This window comes from Methylobacterium sp. HJ2 (assembly GCF_056431005.1).
The window spans coordinates 821,917-839,158 of sequence record NZ_JBWJYM010000001.1 but is presented as its reverse complement, the minus strand read 5'-3'; the positions used below and the strand labels follow the sequence as shown (position 1 = coordinate 839,158).

Annotated in this window: 17 protein-coding genes; 10 read left to right on the top strand and 7 right to left on the bottom strand. The window is 70.9% G+C overall.

All coding sequences use genetic code 11. The features are described from left to right. The first annotated feature begins 135 nt into the window (after positions 1–135). The gene (locus ACS5RC_RS03895) at positions 136–936 is read left to right on the top strand and encodes a tRNA1(Val) (adenine(37)-N6)-methyltransferase (protein WP_478342489.1); all 801 of its coding nucleotides are present in this window, start codon (positions 136–138) and stop codon (positions 934–936) included. Positions 937–1,057: 121 nt separating this feature from the next. Next, entirely contained in the window at positions 1,058–1,930 is an 873-nt protein-coding gene (locus ACS5RC_RS03890; RefSeq protein ID WP_478342488.1) for a S49 family peptidase, read from the top strand. A 24-nt stretch (positions 1,931–1,954) separates the two neighbouring features. On the opposite strand, the gene ACS5RC_RS03885 is transcribed toward ACS5RC_RS03890, so the two are convergent. Next, positions 1,955–2,194, bottom strand: coding sequence for a hypothetical protein (locus tag ACS5RC_RS03885; protein WP_478342487.1), 240 nt, complete (start codon positions 2,192–2,194; stop codon positions 1,955–1,957). A 213-nt stretch (positions 2,195–2,407) separates the two neighbouring features. Between ACS5RC_RS03885 and ACS5RC_RS03880 the strand changes: the two genes are divergently transcribed. The 4 genes from ACS5RC_RS03880 (at position 2,408) to ACS5RC_RS03865 (ending at position 6,287) form a co-directional block, all read left to right on the top strand. After that, a complete protein-coding gene (locus ACS5RC_RS03880; protein WP_478342486.1) occupies positions 2,408–3,343 on the top strand; it encodes a glycine--tRNA ligase subunit alpha in 936 nt (311 codons plus the stop codon). Positions 3,344–3,345: 2 nt separating this feature from the next. After that, positions 3,346–3,798: a DUF3828 domain-containing protein gene (locus tag ACS5RC_RS03875; RefSeq protein ID WP_478342485.1), complete on the top strand. Its 453-nt coding sequence runs from the start codon at positions 3,346–3,348 to the stop codon at positions 3,796–3,798. A 92-nt stretch (positions 3,799–3,890) separates the two neighbouring features. After that, on the top strand, positions 3,891–6,005 hold the full coding sequence (gene glyS / locus ACS5RC_RS03870; protein WP_478342484.1) for a glycine--tRNA ligase subunit beta: 2,115 nt from the start codon (positions 3,891–3,893) through the stop codon (positions 6,003–6,005). A 138-nt stretch (positions 6,006–6,143) separates the two neighbouring features. After that, positions 6,144–6,287, top strand: coding sequence for a hypothetical protein (locus ACS5RC_RS03865; protein ID WP_478342483.1), 144 nt, complete (start codon positions 6,144–6,146; stop codon positions 6,285–6,287). Here the strand turns inward: ACS5RC_RS03865 and ACS5RC_RS03860 are convergent. Beyond that, positions 6,268–6,975 (bottom strand): gamma-glutamylcyclotransferase, encoded by a 708-nt coding sequence (locus ACS5RC_RS03860; RefSeq protein WP_478342482.1) that lies wholly within the window; start codon positions 6,973–6,975, stop codon positions 6,268–6,270. The two genes, ACS5RC_RS03865 and ACS5RC_RS03860, sit on opposite strands and share 20 nt — an antisense overlap. A gap of 43 nt (positions 6,976–7,018) precedes the next feature. Then, the gene (locus tag ACS5RC_RS03855; protein WP_478342481.1) at positions 7,019–7,414 is read right to left on the bottom strand and encodes a hypothetical protein; all 396 of its coding nucleotides are present in this window, start codon (positions 7,412–7,414) and stop codon (positions 7,019–7,021) included. 114 nt (positions 7,415–7,528) lie between these two features. Between ACS5RC_RS03855 and recO the strand changes: the two genes are divergently transcribed. Both recO and parC read left to right on the top strand, forming a co-directional pair. Further along, positions 7,529–8,245 (top strand): DNA repair protein RecO, encoded by a 717-nt coding sequence (gene recO / locus ACS5RC_RS03850; protein WP_478342480.1) that lies wholly within the window; start codon positions 7,529–7,531, stop codon positions 8,243–8,245. Between the two features lie 48 nt (positions 8,246–8,293). Beyond that, positions 8,294–10,543 (top strand): DNA topoisomerase IV subunit A, encoded by a 2,250-nt coding sequence (parC, locus tag ACS5RC_RS03845; protein WP_478342479.1) that lies wholly within the window; start codon positions 8,294–8,296, stop codon positions 10,541–10,543. A 25-nt stretch (positions 10,544–10,568) separates the two neighbouring features. Here the strand turns inward: parC and ACS5RC_RS03840 are convergent, their stop codons facing one another. Next, on the bottom strand, positions 10,569–11,261 hold the full coding sequence (locus tag ACS5RC_RS03840; RefSeq protein ID WP_478342478.1) for a peptidase inhibitor family I36 protein: 693 nt from the start codon (positions 11,259–11,261) through the stop codon (positions 10,569–10,571). A 4-nt stretch (positions 11,262–11,265) separates the two neighbouring features. Further along, positions 11,266–11,898, bottom strand: coding sequence for a 2OG-Fe(II) oxygenase (locus ACS5RC_RS03835; protein ID WP_478342477.1), 633 nt, complete (start codon positions 11,896–11,898; stop codon positions 11,266–11,268). A gap of 248 nt (positions 11,899–12,146) precedes the next feature. Between ACS5RC_RS03835 and ACS5RC_RS03830 the strand changes: the two genes are divergently transcribed. Beyond that, a complete protein-coding gene (locus tag ACS5RC_RS03830) occupies positions 12,147–12,443 on the top strand; it encodes a hypothetical protein (RefSeq protein ID WP_478342476.1) in 297 nt (98 codons plus the stop codon). A gap of 148 nt (positions 12,444–12,591) precedes the next feature. Next, positions 12,592–14,703: an ABC transporter ATP-binding protein/permease gene (locus ACS5RC_RS03825; protein ID WP_478342475.1), complete on the top strand. Its 2,112-nt coding sequence runs from the start codon at positions 12,592–12,594 to the stop codon at positions 14,701–14,703. A 9-nt stretch (positions 14,704–14,712) separates the two neighbouring features. Here ACS5RC_RS03825 and eda read toward each other — a convergent pair whose 3' ends face one another. Continuing rightward, positions 14,713–15,309, bottom strand: a complete 597-nt coding sequence (gene eda, locus ACS5RC_RS03820; RefSeq protein WP_478342662.1) for a bifunctional 4-hydroxy-2-oxoglutarate aldolase/2-dehydro-3-deoxy-phosphogluconate aldolase — start codon at positions 15,307–15,309, stop codon at positions 14,713–14,715. A gap of 56 nt (positions 15,310–15,365) precedes the next feature. Next, a complete protein-coding gene (gene edd / locus ACS5RC_RS03815; protein ID WP_478342474.1) occupies positions 15,366–17,189 on the bottom strand; it encodes a phosphogluconate dehydratase in 1,824 nt (607 codons plus the stop codon). Between the last annotated feature and the right edge of the window lie 53 nt (positions 17,190–17,242).

Sequence of the window (17,242 nt, the reverse complement as noted above, 5' to 3'; positions counted from 1 at the left end):
GCGCGCCGGGGCAGACCCGGGCCGGACACCCCTTCGCACGCGGCTCGCGGCACCGCAACACGCCCCGATGCCGGTGATATGGACCCAGGAGGCCGGAACCCGACCGCGACGAATGCGCCGGGCCGGGGCCGAGCCGTGAGCGCGGCCCTGCCGGCGGACGGGCCGGACGCGCTGTTCGGCGGTCGCCTCCTCTTGTTTCAGCGCGCCCGTGGCGCGCACCGGGCCGGAACGGACGCCGTGCTGCTGGCCCGTCTGTTCGAGCCGGAGACCGGCCTGCATCTCTGCGATGTCGGCGCGGGCGCCGGAACCGTGGGCCTCGCCTACGCGCAGCGGACGGGCTGCCGCATCACCCTGGTCGAGCGCGATCCCGATCTGACGGAGTTGTGCCGCCGGAACGCCGCACTCAACGCCCTGCCGGCCGTGACGGTGATCGCGGCCGACGTGCTGGCCCCGGCCGCGGCGCGCCGCGAGGCCGGCCTCGTGCCGGAGAGTTGCGACGTCGTGGTGACGAACCCGCCCTTCTTCGATCCCGGCGCGCACCGGCCCTCGCCGAACCCGGACCGAGCCGAGGCGCACAGCTTCGCGGCGGCGGGGCTCGAGGCCTGGATCCGAACCTGCACCGGGCTGCTGCGGCCGGGCGGCCGGATCGGGCTGATCCACCGGGCCGACGCGCTCCCCGCCTGCCTCGACGCGCTGGCCCGCCGGTTCGGCGCCCTCGCGATCCGGCCGGTTCACGCCCGCGCGGACCGGCCGGCGATCCGCGTGCTGATCGCCGGCGTGAAGGGCAGCCGCGGTCCCCTCTCCCTGCTGCCACCGCTGGTCCTCCAGGATCCGGACGGTCGCCCGATGCCGGAGGCGGATGCCCTGCATCGGGGCGAGGGCTGGCCGCCCGCTCCATTGCCTTCGCCGGACGCGGATGGCAGCGGGGCGGTCTGACGGATCGCCGGGGTGAGGGAACGGCGTCGCCTCAATCATCGGCCCCTTGCGGCCGCGCCCGGAGGGCCCACCTCATCCCGCGGGCCGCCGTCGCCCCCGCCCGCTCACCCGAAGAGCCTCCATGCCCCTCGCGCTTCCCGCGCCGCTCCGCGCGCTGCTGCCCCGTCGCTTCCGGGAAACCCGCCCACGCGTGGCGGTCGTTCGGCTAAGCGGGGTGATCGGGGCCGTCTCCCCGATCCGTCCGGGGCTCTCGATCGGCTCGGTGGCCGACAGCCTGGAGCGCGCCTTCGCCCTGAAGGATCTCGCGGCGGTGGCGATCGTGGTGAACTCGCCCGGCGGGTCGCCGGCGCAGTCGCACCTGATCCACCGGCGCATCCGGGCGCTCGCGGAGGAGAAGCGAGTGCCAGTCCTCGCCTTCGTCGAGGACGCGGCGGCCTCGGGCGGCTACATGATCGCCTGTGCCGCCGACGAGATCGTGGCCGACCCGACCTCGGTGGTCGGCTCGATCGGTGTGGTCTCGGCCGGGTTCGGCTTCGACAAGCTGATCGACCGCATCGGCATCGAACGGCGCGTCCACACCCAGGGCGAGGCCAAGGCGATGCTGGACCCGTTCCGTCCGGAGGACCCGGCCGACATCGCCCGCCTCAAGAATCTTCAGGCCGAGATCCAGGCGGTGTTCACCGATCTCGTCAGCCGGCGTCGCCCGAACCTGAAGACCGGCGAGAATCTCTTCACCGGTGCGATCTGGACGGGTCGCCAAGCGCTCGAACTCGGGCTCGTCGACGCGATCGGCGATCTCCGCGCCACGCTGCGGGCCCGCTACGGCGACAAGGTCGATCTTCGGCTGATCGCCGAGGCGAAGGGGTCGTTCGTGGCGCGCCTTCTGCGGCGCGCCGCCCCCGGCGGTGTCTCGGCCGGCTTCGGAGCCGACCTGGCCGAGGGAACGCTGGCGGCGGCCGAGGCCCGCGCCGCCTGGGCGCGGCTGGGGCTCTGACGGTCACGTCGGCTCCGACGGTAATTACCGCGCGGCGCAGGCCGGGGTGGCATAGCCGCTGTAGACGACGCGCACCTTGCGGGCGCAGGTCTCGGGCTGCGGCGCGGCGACGGGGGCGACCTCGACCGGGACCACGGCCACCGGCAGGGTGACGGCGACGGCCTCGTCCGAGGTAGCGAGCGCCTTGGTGCCGCTCATCACCAGCGGCGTGGCGACGAGGGAGGCCGCGAAGAGGGCGGCGAAGACGGTGATACCCTTGCGCATGACTGGTCTTCCAAGCGTTCGGCCATCTCTGCGGCCGGCCATTCCCGAATTGCCAAGTAAACTTGGCCGTCGGCTTCACCGTTCCGTCCTACGCCACATTTTCGTCCGATTCGGGTGCGGCCGCGCACGGCGCGCCGGGGTGTCGAGCCGCGCTTGACAGGCCGACCAGCGCTCCTAAACGCTGCCCCCTCCTCCCCTCCGCACGCGAACCCCATGTCAGACCCCGCCGAACTCGCGCCGCAGGCCTCATTCCAGGGCCTGATCCTGACGCTCCAGCGCTTCTGGGCGGCCAAGGGCTGCGTCATCCTCCAGCCCTACGACATGGAGGTCGGCGCCGGGACCTTCCATCCGGCGACGACGCTGCGGGCGCTCGGGCCGAAGCCCTGGAAGGCCGCCTACGTGCAGCCCTCGCGCCGGCCGAAGGACGGGCGCTACGGCGAGAACCCGAACCGGTTGCAGCACTATTACCAGTTCCAGGTCATCCTGAAGCCGAACCCGCCGAACCTGCAGGAGCTCTACCTCGAGTCGCTTGCCGCCATCGGCGTCGACCTCAAGCTCCACGACATCCGCTTCGTCGAGGACGATTGGGAGAGCCCGACGCTCGGCGCCTGGGGGCTCGGCTGGGAGTGCTGGTGCGACGGGATGGAGGTGAGCCAGTTCACCTACTTCCAGCAGGTGGCGGGCTTCGAATGCGCCCCGGTGGCGGGCGAGCTGACCTACGGGCTGGAGCGGCTGGCCATGTACGTGCAGGGCGTCGAGAACGTCTACGACCTCAACTTCAACGGCGGCACGGGCGACGACAAGGTCACCTACGGCGACGTCTTTCTCCAGGCCGAACAGGAATATTCGCGCCACAATTTCGAGGCCGCCGACACCGCGATGCTGTTCCGCCACTTCGCGGATGCCGAGCAGGCCTGCCGCAGCTACCTCGCGGCGGGCGCGGCACCGGACGGCGAACGCCACCGCATGGCGCAGCCGGCCTACGACCAGTGCATCAAGGCGAGCCACGTCTTCAACCTGCTCGACGCGCGCGGCGTGATCTCGGTCACCGAGCGTCAGAGCTACATCCTGCGGGTGCGCGAATTAGCCAAGGCCTGCGGCGCGGCCTGGCTCAGGACAGAGGGCGGCGGGGCGTCGCTCGCGGCCTGACGATGAGGTCTTCCCTGCGCCGCGCCGCGCTGGCCTGCCTCCTCGCCCTACTGGCAGGGCCGGCCTACGCGCAATCGACCACCGATCCGGTCGAGACCGTGCGGGCCTTCTACGCCGCCGACGACATGGGGGCGGTCCGCTTCTACGCCCGCCGCCTGCGCGCGCTCTACGAGAGCGACGTGCGTGAGGCGAAGGGCGAGGTCGGCCGCCTCGACTTCTCGTTCTACGTCAACGGACAGGACACCGAAGACGGCTGGCGCGAGAGCCTGCGCCTCGACGCCGTGAGCCAGGATGGCGAGCGGGCGGAGGTGCGGGCGCGATTCCGCAACTTCACCCAGCAGGACCTGCGCTACGATCTCGTCAAGGAAGACGGGCTCTGGCGGATCGCCGACGTTCGCGCCCTGACGCAGGAGGGCTGGGACCTCGTGCGGATCCTGTCGGCCGAGAGCCCCTGACCGCCCCACCGGCCTGCCGCCTCGACACCCGGGGCACGCCTCTCTAAACCGGCCCCGGCCGCTCCGCCGCCCGCGTCGCCAGACCCCGAGCCATGCCCGACCTCCTGCTCGAACTCCGCTCCGAAGAGATTCCCGCCCGCATGCAGCGGCGCGCGGCAGAGGACCTGCGCAAGCTCGTCACCGACGCGCTGGTGGAGCGCGGTTTCCTCTACGAGGGCGCCAAGGCCTTCGCCACACCGCGCCGCCTCGCGCTGCACGTCGCCGGCCTGCCGCCGCGGGGCGAGGCCGTGCGCGAGGAGCGGCGCGGCCCGCGCGTCGGTGCGCCCGACGCCGCGGTGCAGGGCTTCCTCAAGAGTGCCGGTCTCGCCAGCCTCGACCAAGCCACCACCGTAACCGACCCGAAGAAGGGCGAGTTCTATCTCGCGGTGATCGAACGGCCCGGCCGCGAGACGCTGGACGTGCTGGCCGAGATCCTGCCCCAGATCATCCGCAGCTTTCCCTGGCCGAAATCCATGCGCTGGGGCGCGGCCTCGGCCCGGCCCGGCGCCCTGCGCTGGGTGCGCCCGCTGCAATCGATCGTCGCCACCTTCGGGCCGGAGACCGAGACGCCGGACGTCGTCCCCTTCGCGGTCGACGGGATCGCGGCCGGCACCACCACCTTCGGGCACCGCTTCCTCGCCCCCGAGGCGATCGAGGTCCGGCGCTTCGCCGATTACGTGCAGGCTTTGGAGCGAGCCAAGGTCGTGCTCGACGCCGATCGGCGCAAGGACATCATCCTGCACGATGCCCGCGACCTCGCCTTCGCCCGCGGCCTCGAACTCGTTGAGGACGAGGGCCTGCTGGAGGAGGTGGCGGGCCTCGTCGAGTGGCCGGTGACGCTGATGGGCTCCTTCGAGGAACGCTTCCTCGAAATCCCCGGCGAGGCGATCCGCGCCACCATCCGGGCGAACCAGAAGTGCTTCGTGCTGCGCAAACCCGGCACCGAGGATCTGGCCCCGGCCTTCGTGCTGGTCTCGAACCTCGTGGCCAGCGACGGCGGCCAAGCGATCACCGCCGGCAACGAGCGCGTGGTGCGGGCGCGGCTCTCCGACGCGCGCTTCTTCTGGGAAACCGACAAGGCCGTGCGCCTGGAGGACAGGCTGCCGAAGCTCGACAGCATCGTCTTCCACGAGAAGCTCGGGACGCAAGGCGAGCGCGTCGGGCGCATCGCGGCGCTCGCGCGCGATCTGGCACCGATGGTCGGCGCCGACCCCGATCTGGCGGAGCGTGCCGCGCGCCTCGCCAAGGCCGATCTCGTCACCGAGATGGTCGGCGAATTCCCGGAGCTCCAGGGCCTGATGGGCCGCACGTACGCGGCGCTCCAGGGTGAGCACCCGAGCGTCGCCGCGGCGATCGAGGAGCATTACAAGCCCGTCGGCCCCTCCGACCGGGTACCGGCCGATCCCGTCTCCGTGGCGGTGGCGCTCGCCGACAAGCTCGACACGCTGGTGGGCTTCTGGGCGATCGACGAGAAGCCCACGGGCAGCAAGGATCCGTACGCGCTGCGGCGGGCTGCGCTCGGGGTGATCCGGCTGATCATCGAGCGCGAGCTCCGCTTCGCGCTGTCCGACCGCTTCTCGGCTGCCGATAAGGCGCATGCTCCGCGCGGCGCGGCTGCGGGTTCGCCCTACCTTGCGGATCTTCTCGCCTTCTTCGCCGACCGCCTGAAAGTCTACCTCCGCGACCGGGGCGCCCGCCACGACCTGATCGACGCCGTCTTCACCCTGCCGGGCCAGGACGACCTGCTGATGGTCGTGCGCCGCGTCGAGGCGCTGGGCCGCTTCCTCGAGACCGACGACGGCAGGAACCTGCTCGCGGGCGCCAAGCGCGCGGCCAACATCCTGCGCATCGAGGAGAAGAAGGACGGGCGCGCGCATGACGGGGAGCCGGACGGCGCGCTGATCGCGGCATCCGGCGAGCACGAGGAGCGCGCGCTCTACGACGCCCTCGGGATCGCACGCGCCGAGGCCTCCTCGGCGGTGGGCGCCGAGGATTTCGAGGGCGCGATGCGGGCGCTCTCGCGCCTGCGCGCGCCGGTCGACGCCTTTTTCGACAAGGTCACGGTGAACGCCGACGACCCGGGCTTACGCGCCAACCGCCTCGCGCTCCTCAACGCGCTCCGCGCCGCGACCCGCGAGGTCGCCGACTTCTCCCAGATCGCCGGCTGATCGGGCGCCCGGTTAACCCGCGGTTTACCCTAAGTGGATGTCGGCCCGGGCTTTTCCGGGTCGACGTGCGGCAGCGCAACTCCGTCGCATCCGATCGATCCTAGACAGCAACGCTTAAGGCTGTCGGGTTCGAGTTCGATGCGGTTCAAGGTTGTGTTGGCGCTGACGCTGTTCGTCCTGGTGACGACGGGCAAGACGCCGGGGTTTCGCGAATTGCGCAACCCGGATGCCGAGCATGGCGGAGCGCGCCTGTCCCACGCGCTCAAGCGGGACTGGATCTGAGCCGCGCCCGCAGCCGCTCGGCCACCAGCGCCTGCAGCGACCACAGGTGCCGGTCCCGGATGCCGAGTTCGGCGCAGGCTCGGACCGTGCGGTAGAGATACTCGGCGCTGGGCCCGAGATGCCCGCAGGCGGCGGCGATCTTGTCGGCGATCTCGGTATCGCTCAGGCGGCCGGTGTAGCGCTCGCTCGCGCGGTTGACGAGGAACGTCAACGCCGAGACCGTGCCCTCCGCCGTCGCCACGGGCAGCCAGCGCGCGACGTAGCCCATGCCTCGCATCTCGCGGCGCCAGACCGGCATCAGGGTCTCGTGCAGATCGGTGCCGGTGAGCCGGAAGGCCATGCCGCGGCAAAGGCCGCCGCGGTCGAGCGCCAGCACGAAGCCCGGCCGCTCCGGCGTACCGCGGAAGCGCCGCTGCAAGAGGCAGAAGCGGCGGTGGAAGCCCCGCACCGTGCCGAGCCGGCTCTCCGCGAAGGTGAATTCCGGCCGCCACATCAGCGAGCCGTAGGCGAAGACCCAGATCTCGTCGGAGCCGTCCCGCGCGGCAATGATCCGCTCCAGGCCGGGCCGCAACTCCTCGTCGGTGAGAAGCTTCAGTGCGGCCTCGTCGTCCGGCACCGGGACGGCGTGGGCGCGCGCGATGAGGTCCGGGCTGAGGGCGAGATCGTCGGGGGAGAACGCAGGGGACATGGCTCCAGCCCAGCATTCCGCGTGCCGGCTTGCAAGGGTGGGGTCAGGTCCCCTGGGCCGCGGGCGTGTCGAGTTCGGTGAACGGCTCGGTGCGATGCCCCGTGCAGACGTCCTCGTCGTCGATGACCGTCAGAGCGCCCTTGTCCTCGCGGATCACGAGCTTCGGGCGCTCGGGCTTGCCGAAGGTGCGGCCCTTCATCTGGGTCGACACGCAGTAGAGCGTCCGGCCGCCATCCTCGAACGGGCCGCTGATCCGGCTGTGCTCGAGGCGCACCGGGATCAGGGAGACGGCACCGAACTCGGCCCGACCGAGCGCCACGGCGGCGACGCGCTGCCGGGTGGTCTGGCCGGCAATCCCCGGTACCGGCCTCTCGGAGCGGCAGCCACCCGCGCAGACGAGGAGCAAGGCGAGCGCGGCACGGACAAGGCGCGTCGGCATCCGAATCTCCTCCGGCACTGGGAGAATAGTCCGCGATCCAGGTCCGCGCCGTCAAGCCGTGGCATCCGCGCCAGGAGGCTGCCGCACAGGGCACGGAGCGACTATTTATACGGCATGCAATGGACCGACGACGGCATCGTCCTGGGGGTGCGCCGGCACGGGGAGACGGGCGTCGTGCTCGAGGCGATGACGCGCGAACACGGCCGCCATCTCGGGCTGGTGCATGGCGGGCGCTCGCGCCGGATGCAGCCGGTGCTCCAGCCCGGGAACCGGGTGCGGCTGACATGGCGCGCCCGTCTCGACGACGGGCTCGGTTCCTACGCGGCGGAGCCGGTCGAATCGATCCTGTCGCGCCTGCTCGGCTCGGCGCTCGCCCTCTACGGCGTCACGCACCTCGCCGGCCTGCTGCGGCTGCTGCCGGAACGCGACCCGCACCCGAAGCTCTACGAAGCCGCCCGCATCCTGATCGAGCACCTCGACGACCCCAGGATCGCTCCGCCCCTGATGGTGCGCTTCGAGCTGGCGATCCTGGCCGAACTCGGCTTCGGCCTCGATCTCGGCGCCTGCGCGGCGACGGGGACGAACGACGCGCTGATCTACGTCTCGCCGCGCACCGGCCGCGCCGTCAGCGCCTCGGCGGGCGAGCCCTACCGCGACCGCCTGCTGCCGCTGCCGGGCTTCCTCGTCGGCGCCGGCCTCGGGCCCGACGACGTTACCAAGGGGTTTACCTTGACGGGCTATTTCCTCACTCAGCACATCTGGGGCCCGCGGGACCTGGCCGTCCCGGAGGAGCGTGCACGATTCGTCGCAGCCAGCCAGCGTGATGGCTGACGGCGTTCATGCTATGTTCTGCCCCGAATTTCTGAACGTGGAGCCGTCATGGGCCAGCCCTTCGAGCCGCCGTCGGGAGACGGCATCGAGAGCGTCGAGCTGAAATCGGCGCTGGAAGAGCGCTATCTCGCCTATGCCCTCTCGACGATCATGCACCGGGCGCTGCCGGATGCCCGCGACGGGTTGAAGCCCGTGCACCGACGCATCCTCTACGGCATGCGTCTGCTGCGCCTCGACCCGACCACCGCGCACAAGAAATGCGCGAAGATCGTCGGCGACGTGATGGGCGACTTCCATCCCCACGGCGACCAAGCCATCTACGACGCGCTGGTGCGGCTCAGCCAGGATTTCGCCCAGCGCTACCCGCTGGTCGACGGCCAGGGCAATTTCGGCAACATCGACGGCGACGGCCCGGCGGCCTATCGCTACACCGAGGCGCGGCTGACCGAGGTCGCCCGCCTGCTCCTCGACGGGATCGACGAGGACACGGTCGATTTCCGGCCCTCCTACAACGGCGAGAAGGAGGAGCCGGTCGTGTTGCCGGCCGCCTTCCCGAACCTGCTCGCCAACGGCAGCCAGGGCATCGCGGTCGGCATGGCGACCTCGATCCCGCCCCACAACGCGGCCGAGCTGTGCAGCGCCGCGCTCTACCTGATCGACAATCCCGAGGCGACCTCGGCCCAGCTCGGCAAGTTCGTGCAGGGACCGGACTTCCCGACCGGCGGCATCCTGATCGACGGGCCCGAGTCGATCGCCGAGGCCTACCGCACCGGGCGCGGCGCCTTCCGGGTCCGCGCCCGCTGGACCAAGGAGGATCTCGGCCGCGGCACCTGGAACATCGTCGTCACCGAGATCCCCTACGGCATCCCGAAGTCGCGTCTGATCGAGAAGATGGCCGAGCTTCTCCAGGAGAAGAAGCTGCCGCTGCTGGCCGACGTGCGCGACGAATCGGCCGAGGACGTGCGCGTGGTGCTCGAGCCGCGCTCGCGCAGCGTCGATCCGGTGATCCTGATGGAATCGCTGTTCCGGCTGACCGAGCTGGAGGCGCGCATCCCGCTCAACCTCAACGTTCTGGTCGACGGCGTGGTGCCCCGCGTCATCGGCCTCGCCGAGTGCCTGCGCCAGTGGGTCGATCACCGCCGCGTGGTGCTCCAGCGCCGCTCGCGCCACCGCCTCGGCCAGATCGAGCGCCGGCTGGAGATCCTCGGCGGCCTGCTCATCGTCTATCTCGACCTCGACGAGGTGATCCGCATCATCCGCGAGGAGGACGAGCCGAAGGCGGCCCTGATGGCGCATTTCGCGCTCACGGAGCTTCAGGCCAACGCCATCCTCGACACCCGCCTGCGCTCGCTCCGCAAGCTCGAGGAGATGGAGCTGAAGCGCGAGTTCGAGGCGCTGACCGCCGAGAAAGCGGGTCTCGACGCGCTGCTCGCCTCCGAGAAGGAGCAGTGGAAGACGGTGCAGGGCCAGATCCGCGCCGTGCGCAAGGCCTTCGGACCCGAGACCAAGCTCGGGCGCCGCCGCACCACCCTGGAGAACCCGCCCGACACCGCGGGCGTCGACCTCACCGCGGCCCTGGTCGAGCGCGAGCCCATCACCGTGCTCGTGTCGCACAAGGGCTGGATCCGGGCCCTCAAGGGCCACGTCGCCGATCTCTCCGGCGTCGCCTTCAAGGGCGACGACACCCTGAAGATCGCCTTCCCGAGCGAGACCACGGCCAAGATCCTGCTGCTTGCCTCGAACGGCAAGGTCTTCACCCTGGAGGCGGCCAAGCTCCCGGGCGGCCGCGGTTTCGGCGACCCGGTCCGGCTGATGGTCGATCTCGACGACGGCACCGAGATCGTGGCCGCCCTGCCCTACCGGCCGGAGAGCCGCCTGCTGATCGCGGGCACGGACGGGCGCGGCTTCGTCGCGCCCGCCGATGCGCTCGTCGCCAACACCCGCAAGGGCAAGGGCGTGCTCGGCCTCGACGGCGACGCCACGGCGGCGCTGCTTGTGCCGGCCAATGACGGCGACCACGTCGCGGTGGTCAATTCCGAGAAGCTGCTGCTGGTCTTCCCGCTCTCCGAGGTGGCCGAGCTCGCCCGCGGCAAGGGCGTGCGGCTGCAGCGCTGCCGCACCGGCCGGCTTCTCGACGCGCACGTGTTCCGCCTCGCTGACGGCCTGCCCTGGCAGGACGGCTCGGCGGAGGGCCGGCTCGCCAACACGTCGGTTCTGGAAAAGTGGCTCGGCCATCGCGCGGAGGCCGGCAGCCTGATGACCCGGAGCTTCCCGAAATTCGAGCGCTTCGGGGCGTGACCGGGATGCGGGATCGGACGCCGGGTCAGCCGGCCCGGCGGCTGCACCGTACGTAGGTCGAGCTGCCCTTGGCGCTCGTCCAGGTCAGGCGGTCGCCGTCGACCACGAGGCGCACCTGCGAGGACCAGTGCCGGCCGCGGTCGCTGCAATCGGCGGCCGTGACCCAGGCATTCCCGATGCGGCGGCCGTCGTGGAAGGTGCAGATGGTGCGCCCGGCCCGGGCGCGATCCGGGGTGATCGTGGCTTGGTAATAGCCGCGGCGGCGATGCGGCGCGCCGCAGGCCGCCGCGGTCGGCCCCCACACGCCGAGATGGTCGGGCCGCTCGGCCGGAGGCGATGCCGGGCGTGCCTCGGCGACGGGATGCGGCTCGACGAGAGGACGCGTCTCTGCCGGCGCGCGCGGCTCCACGGCTGCGGTCCGCGCGGGTTCCGCGCGGGCCGGCTCGTCCAAGCCGTAGGCGACCCGGCGGGCCGCCTGCAGCGGAGACGAGCCCGCCGCCGGGAAATCGAGCGCGGGCGCGTCGCGCTCGACGGCGCTCTGGCGCACCGGCCCGTCGTCGGTGAGGAAGACGGCGCTGTAGCCCAGGAAGGCCCCCCAGCCGGCGGCGAGCGCGAGGGCCAGGGCGAACCAGGAGTGCCGCCGGCGCGGTTCCGCCTCGCCGCTCCGCTCGACCGGCCCCGGCTCGAAGCCCGCCGCCATGATCGCCCCCCCGCTCATCCCGTCAGCGCCCGAAGATGCCCTTGAGGAACTGGGCCGTGCGGTTCCGCTTCTTCTTGCGCTCCAGTTCGGAGGCGTCCTTCAGCCACGCGACCTGGACCACCCGCCGCTCGCCCTCGAAGGGCTCGTGCCCGTGCCAGGAATTGTCGGCGCGCTGGAAGGCGAACATCGTGCCCATGGTCGGCGGAACCTCGACCGCGAAGGGCTCGTAGTTCTTGCCGTCGTAGAGGACGCGCAGGCGCCCGGCGGCCGGCGCGTCCCAGGCGTCGTTCATGTAGACCAGCAGGGTCAGCACCTTCGACGGCCCGTCGGTGTGGATCGAGCCGTACTTGAGCTGGCTGCGCTTCATGATCGTCGTCAGGCGCGGGCACGACACGAGGTCGATTCCGAACTTGTCCCCGAGGATCTGCGAGAAGGCGTCGCTCTCGAGCTCGTCGATCAGCGCCTTGAAGCGGCCCTTGAGCGCGACCTCGTCCACGGTCAGGTAGCCGGGCTTGGCAATATTCGGAAAATCGCGGCGGATCTCGTCGATCGCCTCTCCGCGCAGGACGTTGTTGCCCAGCGTGTAGGCATAGGGCTCGCGCGAGACCGGAGCGGCCTTCACGGCGTCGAGATCGAGTATCGAGAGTGCGGACATCTTGGCCGAGTCCTCGGGAGGGGTACGGGCTCTGCGACGGCGACCGAATCCCATCCGTTGATCACGGAATGTTAACCGGTTCCGATACGCTGGGAATCCCTTAACCCGCGGATTACGGCGGCCCCGCGGCGAATGCGTAGGTCTGGGGCGGTTCGGTCACACTCCAGCCCTTCCCGAGCCCAGCGGAAACTGCCATGCTTCGTCCTGCATACGAGTTCCTCGCGTAATTGGGGCGCCGACAACCTGCGATGCGACGCTTCGTCAGCGCTCTTCTGATCGGCCTGACCCTGCCGGGCGTCGCCTCGGCGCAGACCCGTTCCCCGATGCAGCGCATGCTCTGCGCCGACGCGATGGCCCTGGTGAAGCGGGAGGGCTCGGCCACGATCGACATCGGCGGCCGGCAGCCCGAGCGCTTCGTGCGCGACCGCTCGTTCTGCGACTTCTCCGAGATCGCCGAGCTGCGCTTCGTGCCCACGCGCGACAACCCGCAATGCCCGATCGGCTACCGCTGCCGGGAGCCGGGCTTCGAGGAGTGGAACTGGTAGCGGGCCGCCCGCGCGGGCCGGCTTACGAAAGTGTCACGGGACACGCGCGGCCCGTGCCACTATCTCGCCACGACGCGCCGTCACTGGCGCTGACGGGTAGGACGGCCGGACGATGTCCGCGCCGGTCCGCGAGATCGGGAGGCGTCGCGTGGCCGCAATCAGGAGCGGGCTCGGTTTTCAGGCCGTGCTCACCGCACTGGCCGCACTGGTGCTGCTGGCGGTGCCGGGCATCCCGTCCCCGCCGCTCTACGTCTCGCTCGCGGGCTTCGCGATGGCGGGCATCCTGCTGGCCTCGGCCAACCTCTCGGCCTACCTCAAGGTGTTCGTCTCGGTCTACGGGCTCGGCTACCTGCTGCTCGCCGGTTCCAAGACGCTCGCGGCGATGGGCGGCCTGCCGCCCGTGATGGCCGCGCTGCTGCCGCCGTCCTTCGCCGCCACCGGCGCCGTCGTCTTCGCCGGGATCGTGCTCGCCGTGTCCCACTGGAAGCCGATCCGCGACATCACGCTCATCGCCGATCCGTATTTCGCGAACCGCGACGCGCCGACCAAGGAGATCGGCCTGTTCCGCTGGTTCGGCCGCACGGAAGGCCAGATCGGCCAGAGGCTCGTCGCGCTGTCGATCTTCGTGAACTTCGCCGACGTGGCGCTGACGCTGCGGTTCAACTTCTTCTACCGCGACCTCTACAACTCCATTCAGGAATACGACCAGCAGGCCTTCTGGTACCAGCTCGCCTGGATCTTCGTGCCGCTCGCCGTGCTCAACATCGTCATCGGCATGATCGACCTCTTCGTCGATTCCTCGCTGCACATCCGCTGGCGCACGTGGCTGACCCACAGCCTGTACGAGCGCTGGCTCGGGTCCGGCACGCATTACCGCATCCCCTTCACGAACGAGGATGCCGACAACCCCGATCAGCGCATCCAGTCCGACGTCAACGCCTTCATCCAGCAGACGGCGAGCCTGTCGATCCGTCTCCTGTCGCAGGCGGCCCAGCTCGTCTCGTTCATCGTGATCCTCTGGACGCTGAGCCGCGACTTCGTGCTGCCCTTCACCGACATCGTGATCCCGGGCTTCCTGGTCTGGCTGGTGATCGCCTACGCGCTGGTCGGCACCTGGCTCACGCACCTGATCGGCCGCCCGCTGATCGGGCTTGACTTCCGGCAGGAGCAGGTCGAGGCGGATTTCCGCTTCTCGCTCGCCCGCAACCGCATCTACTCGGAGCAGATCGCGCTGCTGCGCGGCGAGCGGGCCGAGAGCACGCGGCTCGCGGGCCTGTTCCACGCGATCATCGACAATTACGTCGGCATCATCTTCCGGCGCATCAAGCTGATCGCCTTCACCTTCAGCTACCGGCAGGCGAGCGCGATCTTCCCGCTCGTGGTCGCCGCGCCGTCGTTCTTCGCCAAGAAGATCACGCTGGGCGCCCTGCAGCAGACCTCGAGCGCCTTCGGCAGCGTGCAGGAATCGCTGAACTTCTTCATCAACTCCTACATCACGCTGGCGGCCTACAAGGCCAATACCATCCGTCTCGGCTCGTTCAAGCGGGCGATGACCAAGGCCGAGGCGCTCTCGGCCGCGGGCTACGGCCTGGTCCAGGGCAACGACACCGCCGGAGGGGTCGTGGCGCGCGATCTCACCCTCGCCCTTCCCGATGACCGCGAGATCGTCGGAGCGGCGCGGCTGACCCTGCCGAAGGAGGGTGCCACCCTCGTCACCGGCCCGTCGGGGTCCGGCAAGTCGACGCTGTTCCGGGCGATCGCCGGGATCTGGCCCTTCGGCCGCGGCCGGATCGACGTGCCGGCGGGCCAATCGGCCCTCGTCCTGCCCCAGCGGCCCTACCTGCCGCTCGGCACGCTCAGGGGCGCCGTGGTCTACCCGAACACCACCGATCAGTTCAGCGACGCGGCGATCCGCGAGGCCCTCGTCGCGGCCCAGCTCCCCCAGCTGGCCGACCGCCTGGACGAGGTCGACAGCTGGGACCGGCGCCTCTCGGGGGGCGAGCAGCAGCGCCTCGCCATCGCCCGCGCGGTGCTGGCCAAGCCCGACTGGCTGTTCCTCGACGAGGCGACGGCGGCGCTGGACGAGCCGAGCGAGGCCGCGATCTACCGGATGCTGCGGGAGCGCCTGCCCGGCACGACGGTGGTCTCGATCGGCCACCGCTCGACGCTGCATGCCCTGCACGACCGGCGCATCGACATGCAGCCGGACGGCGGACGCTTCACCCCGCGCGACCTGCGCGAGGCGGTTCCGGCGGAGTAGGGCCGGCGCTCAGCGGCCTCGCAGCGCCGAGGCCGCCTCGGCGGCTCGCTGGATCGCGGCGACGTCCGGAGTTCCGGGCTTCACCACCCAGCTTCCCCCGACGCAGAGCACCGCGGGCTCGGCGAGCCAGTCCGGCGCGGTGGCTTCGCTGATCCCGCCGGTCGGGCAGAAGCGCACCTGCCCGAACACCGCGGCGAAGGCCTTCAGAGCCTTGAGCCCCCCCGACGCCTCGGCAGGGAAGAACTTGAAGCGGTCGAGCCCGTGGTCGAGGCCGCGCATGATATCGGCGGCGTTGGCGACGCCCGGCAGGTAGGGCACGCCGCTGGCAAGCGCGGCCTGCGTCAGAGGCGCGGTGAGCCCCGGGCTGACGACGAACCTGGCTCCCGCTTCGATCGCGGCATCGAGGTCGCGCGGGTTCAGCACCGTCCCGGCCCCGACGACCGCGCCCTCCACCCGGGACATCGCCCGGATGACGTCGAGCGCCGCGGGCGTCCGCAAGGTGACCTCCAGCGCCGTCAGCCCGCCTGCGACCAGGGCGCGGGCGATCGGCTCGGCATGGGCCGCGTCCTCGATCACAAGCACCGGGATCACGGGCACGGAGCGCATCAGCGCATCGATCGGACTCTGGTCGGTCACGGCAGGCGTCTCCCTCGTCACTGGCGTCACAGGCCGGCCAGCGCCAGCATCGCGGAGGCGCCCAGCTCGGCACCGTCGGCCCCCTGGCGCATCAGGGCGAACAGCTCGCGCCCGGTACCCATCTCCGGGACGGGCGGCTCGGCATCGGGGCGGGCCGCGAGTTCGGCGGGATCCACCAACACCTCGAGCCGGCCCTCCTCGGCGCTCAGGCGGACGATGTCGCCGTCGCGGATCCGGCCGATCAGGCCGCCGCCGAGCGCCTCCGGGGTCAGGTGGATCGCCGCCGGCACCTTGCCGGAGGCGCCCGACATCCGCCCGTCGGTGACCAGCGCGACCTTGTGACCGCGATCCTGCAGCACGCCCAGCGGCGGCGTCAGCTTGTGCAGCTCCGGCATGCCGTTGGCCTTGGGACCCTGGAAGCGCACCACGACAACCACGTCGCGCTCCAGCTCGCCGGCCTTGAACGCCTTGATGACGTCGTCCTGGTCCGAGAACACCCGCGCCGGCGCCTCGATCGTGCGCCGCTCGGGCTCGACCGCGCTGGTCTTGAAGGTGGCTCGGCCGAGATTGCCCTTGACGAGGCGCATGCCGCCATCGGCCTGGAAGGGATGATCCGGACGGCGCAGCATGTTGGGATCGAGGCTCTCGGGAACCGCGGGCTCGAAGACGAGGTCGTCGCCGTGGAGCTTGGGATCACGGGCGTGGTCGCGCAGGCTTCCACCGGCCACCGTGAGGATGTCGTCGTGCAGCAGCCCGCCGTCGAGGAGCGCGGCGATGACGAAGCTCATGCCCCCGGCTGCGTGGAAGTGGTTCACGTCGCCCGATCCATTCGGGTAGACCCGTGCGATGAGAGGCACCGCGGCCGAGAGCCGGTCGAAATCCTCCCAATCGAGCACGATGCCGGCGGCGCGCGCCATCGCCGGCAGGTGGATCGCGTGGTTGGTGGAGCCGCCGGTGGCGAGGAGCCCGACCACCGCGTTGACGATCGCCTTCTCGTCGATGCAGTGACCGAGCGGGCGGTAGTCGTTGCCCGAAGCCCCGATCTCGGTAAGGCGGTGGATCGCCGCCCGCGTCACGGCCTGGCGCAGCTTCGTGCCCGGGTTGATGAACGAGGCGCCCGGCATGTGCAGGCCCATCACGTCCATCATCATCTGGTTGGAATTGGCCGTGCCGTAGAAGGTGCAGGTGCCCGCCCCGTGATAGGAGGCGGACTCGGATTCGAGCAGTTCCTCGCGCCCGACCTTGCCCTCGGCGTAGAGCTGGCGGATCCGCTGCTTCTCCTTGTTGGCGAGACCGGAGGGCATCGGCCCGGCCGGGATCAGGATCGTCGGCAGGTGGCCGAAGCGCAGGCTCCCGATGATCAGGCCCGGGACGATCTTGTCGCAGATGCCGAGCAGCGCCGCGCCGTCGAACATGCCGTGGCTCAGCGCCACCGCGGTCGAGAGCGCGATGGTATCGCGCGAGAACAGCGACATCTCCATGCCGCGCTGGCCTTGCGTGACGCCGTCGCACATCGCCGGCGTCCCGCCGGCCACCTGGGCGGTGGCGCCCCGCTCGCGGGCGAAGACCTTGATCTGGTCGGGATAGCGTCCGTAGGGCTGATGGGCCGAGAGCATGTCGTTGTAGGCGGTGACGATGCCGATGTTCATCGTCTTGCCGGCTCGGATCGCCGCCTTGTCCTCGCCGGAAGCCGCGAAGCCATGGGCGAGGTTGCCGCAGGCGAGCGTCGGCCGGTGCACGCCCGCCTCGCGCTCGCGGGCGATCAGGTCGAGGTAGCGCCGGCGCGTCGGCCGCGAGCGCTCGACGATGCGAGCCGTGACGGCCGCGACCTCGGGATGGATCTCCGGCATGGCCCCTCCTCGGCGAGTCCCCGGCGCGACGCGCGACCCGCACCTTTTCAAGA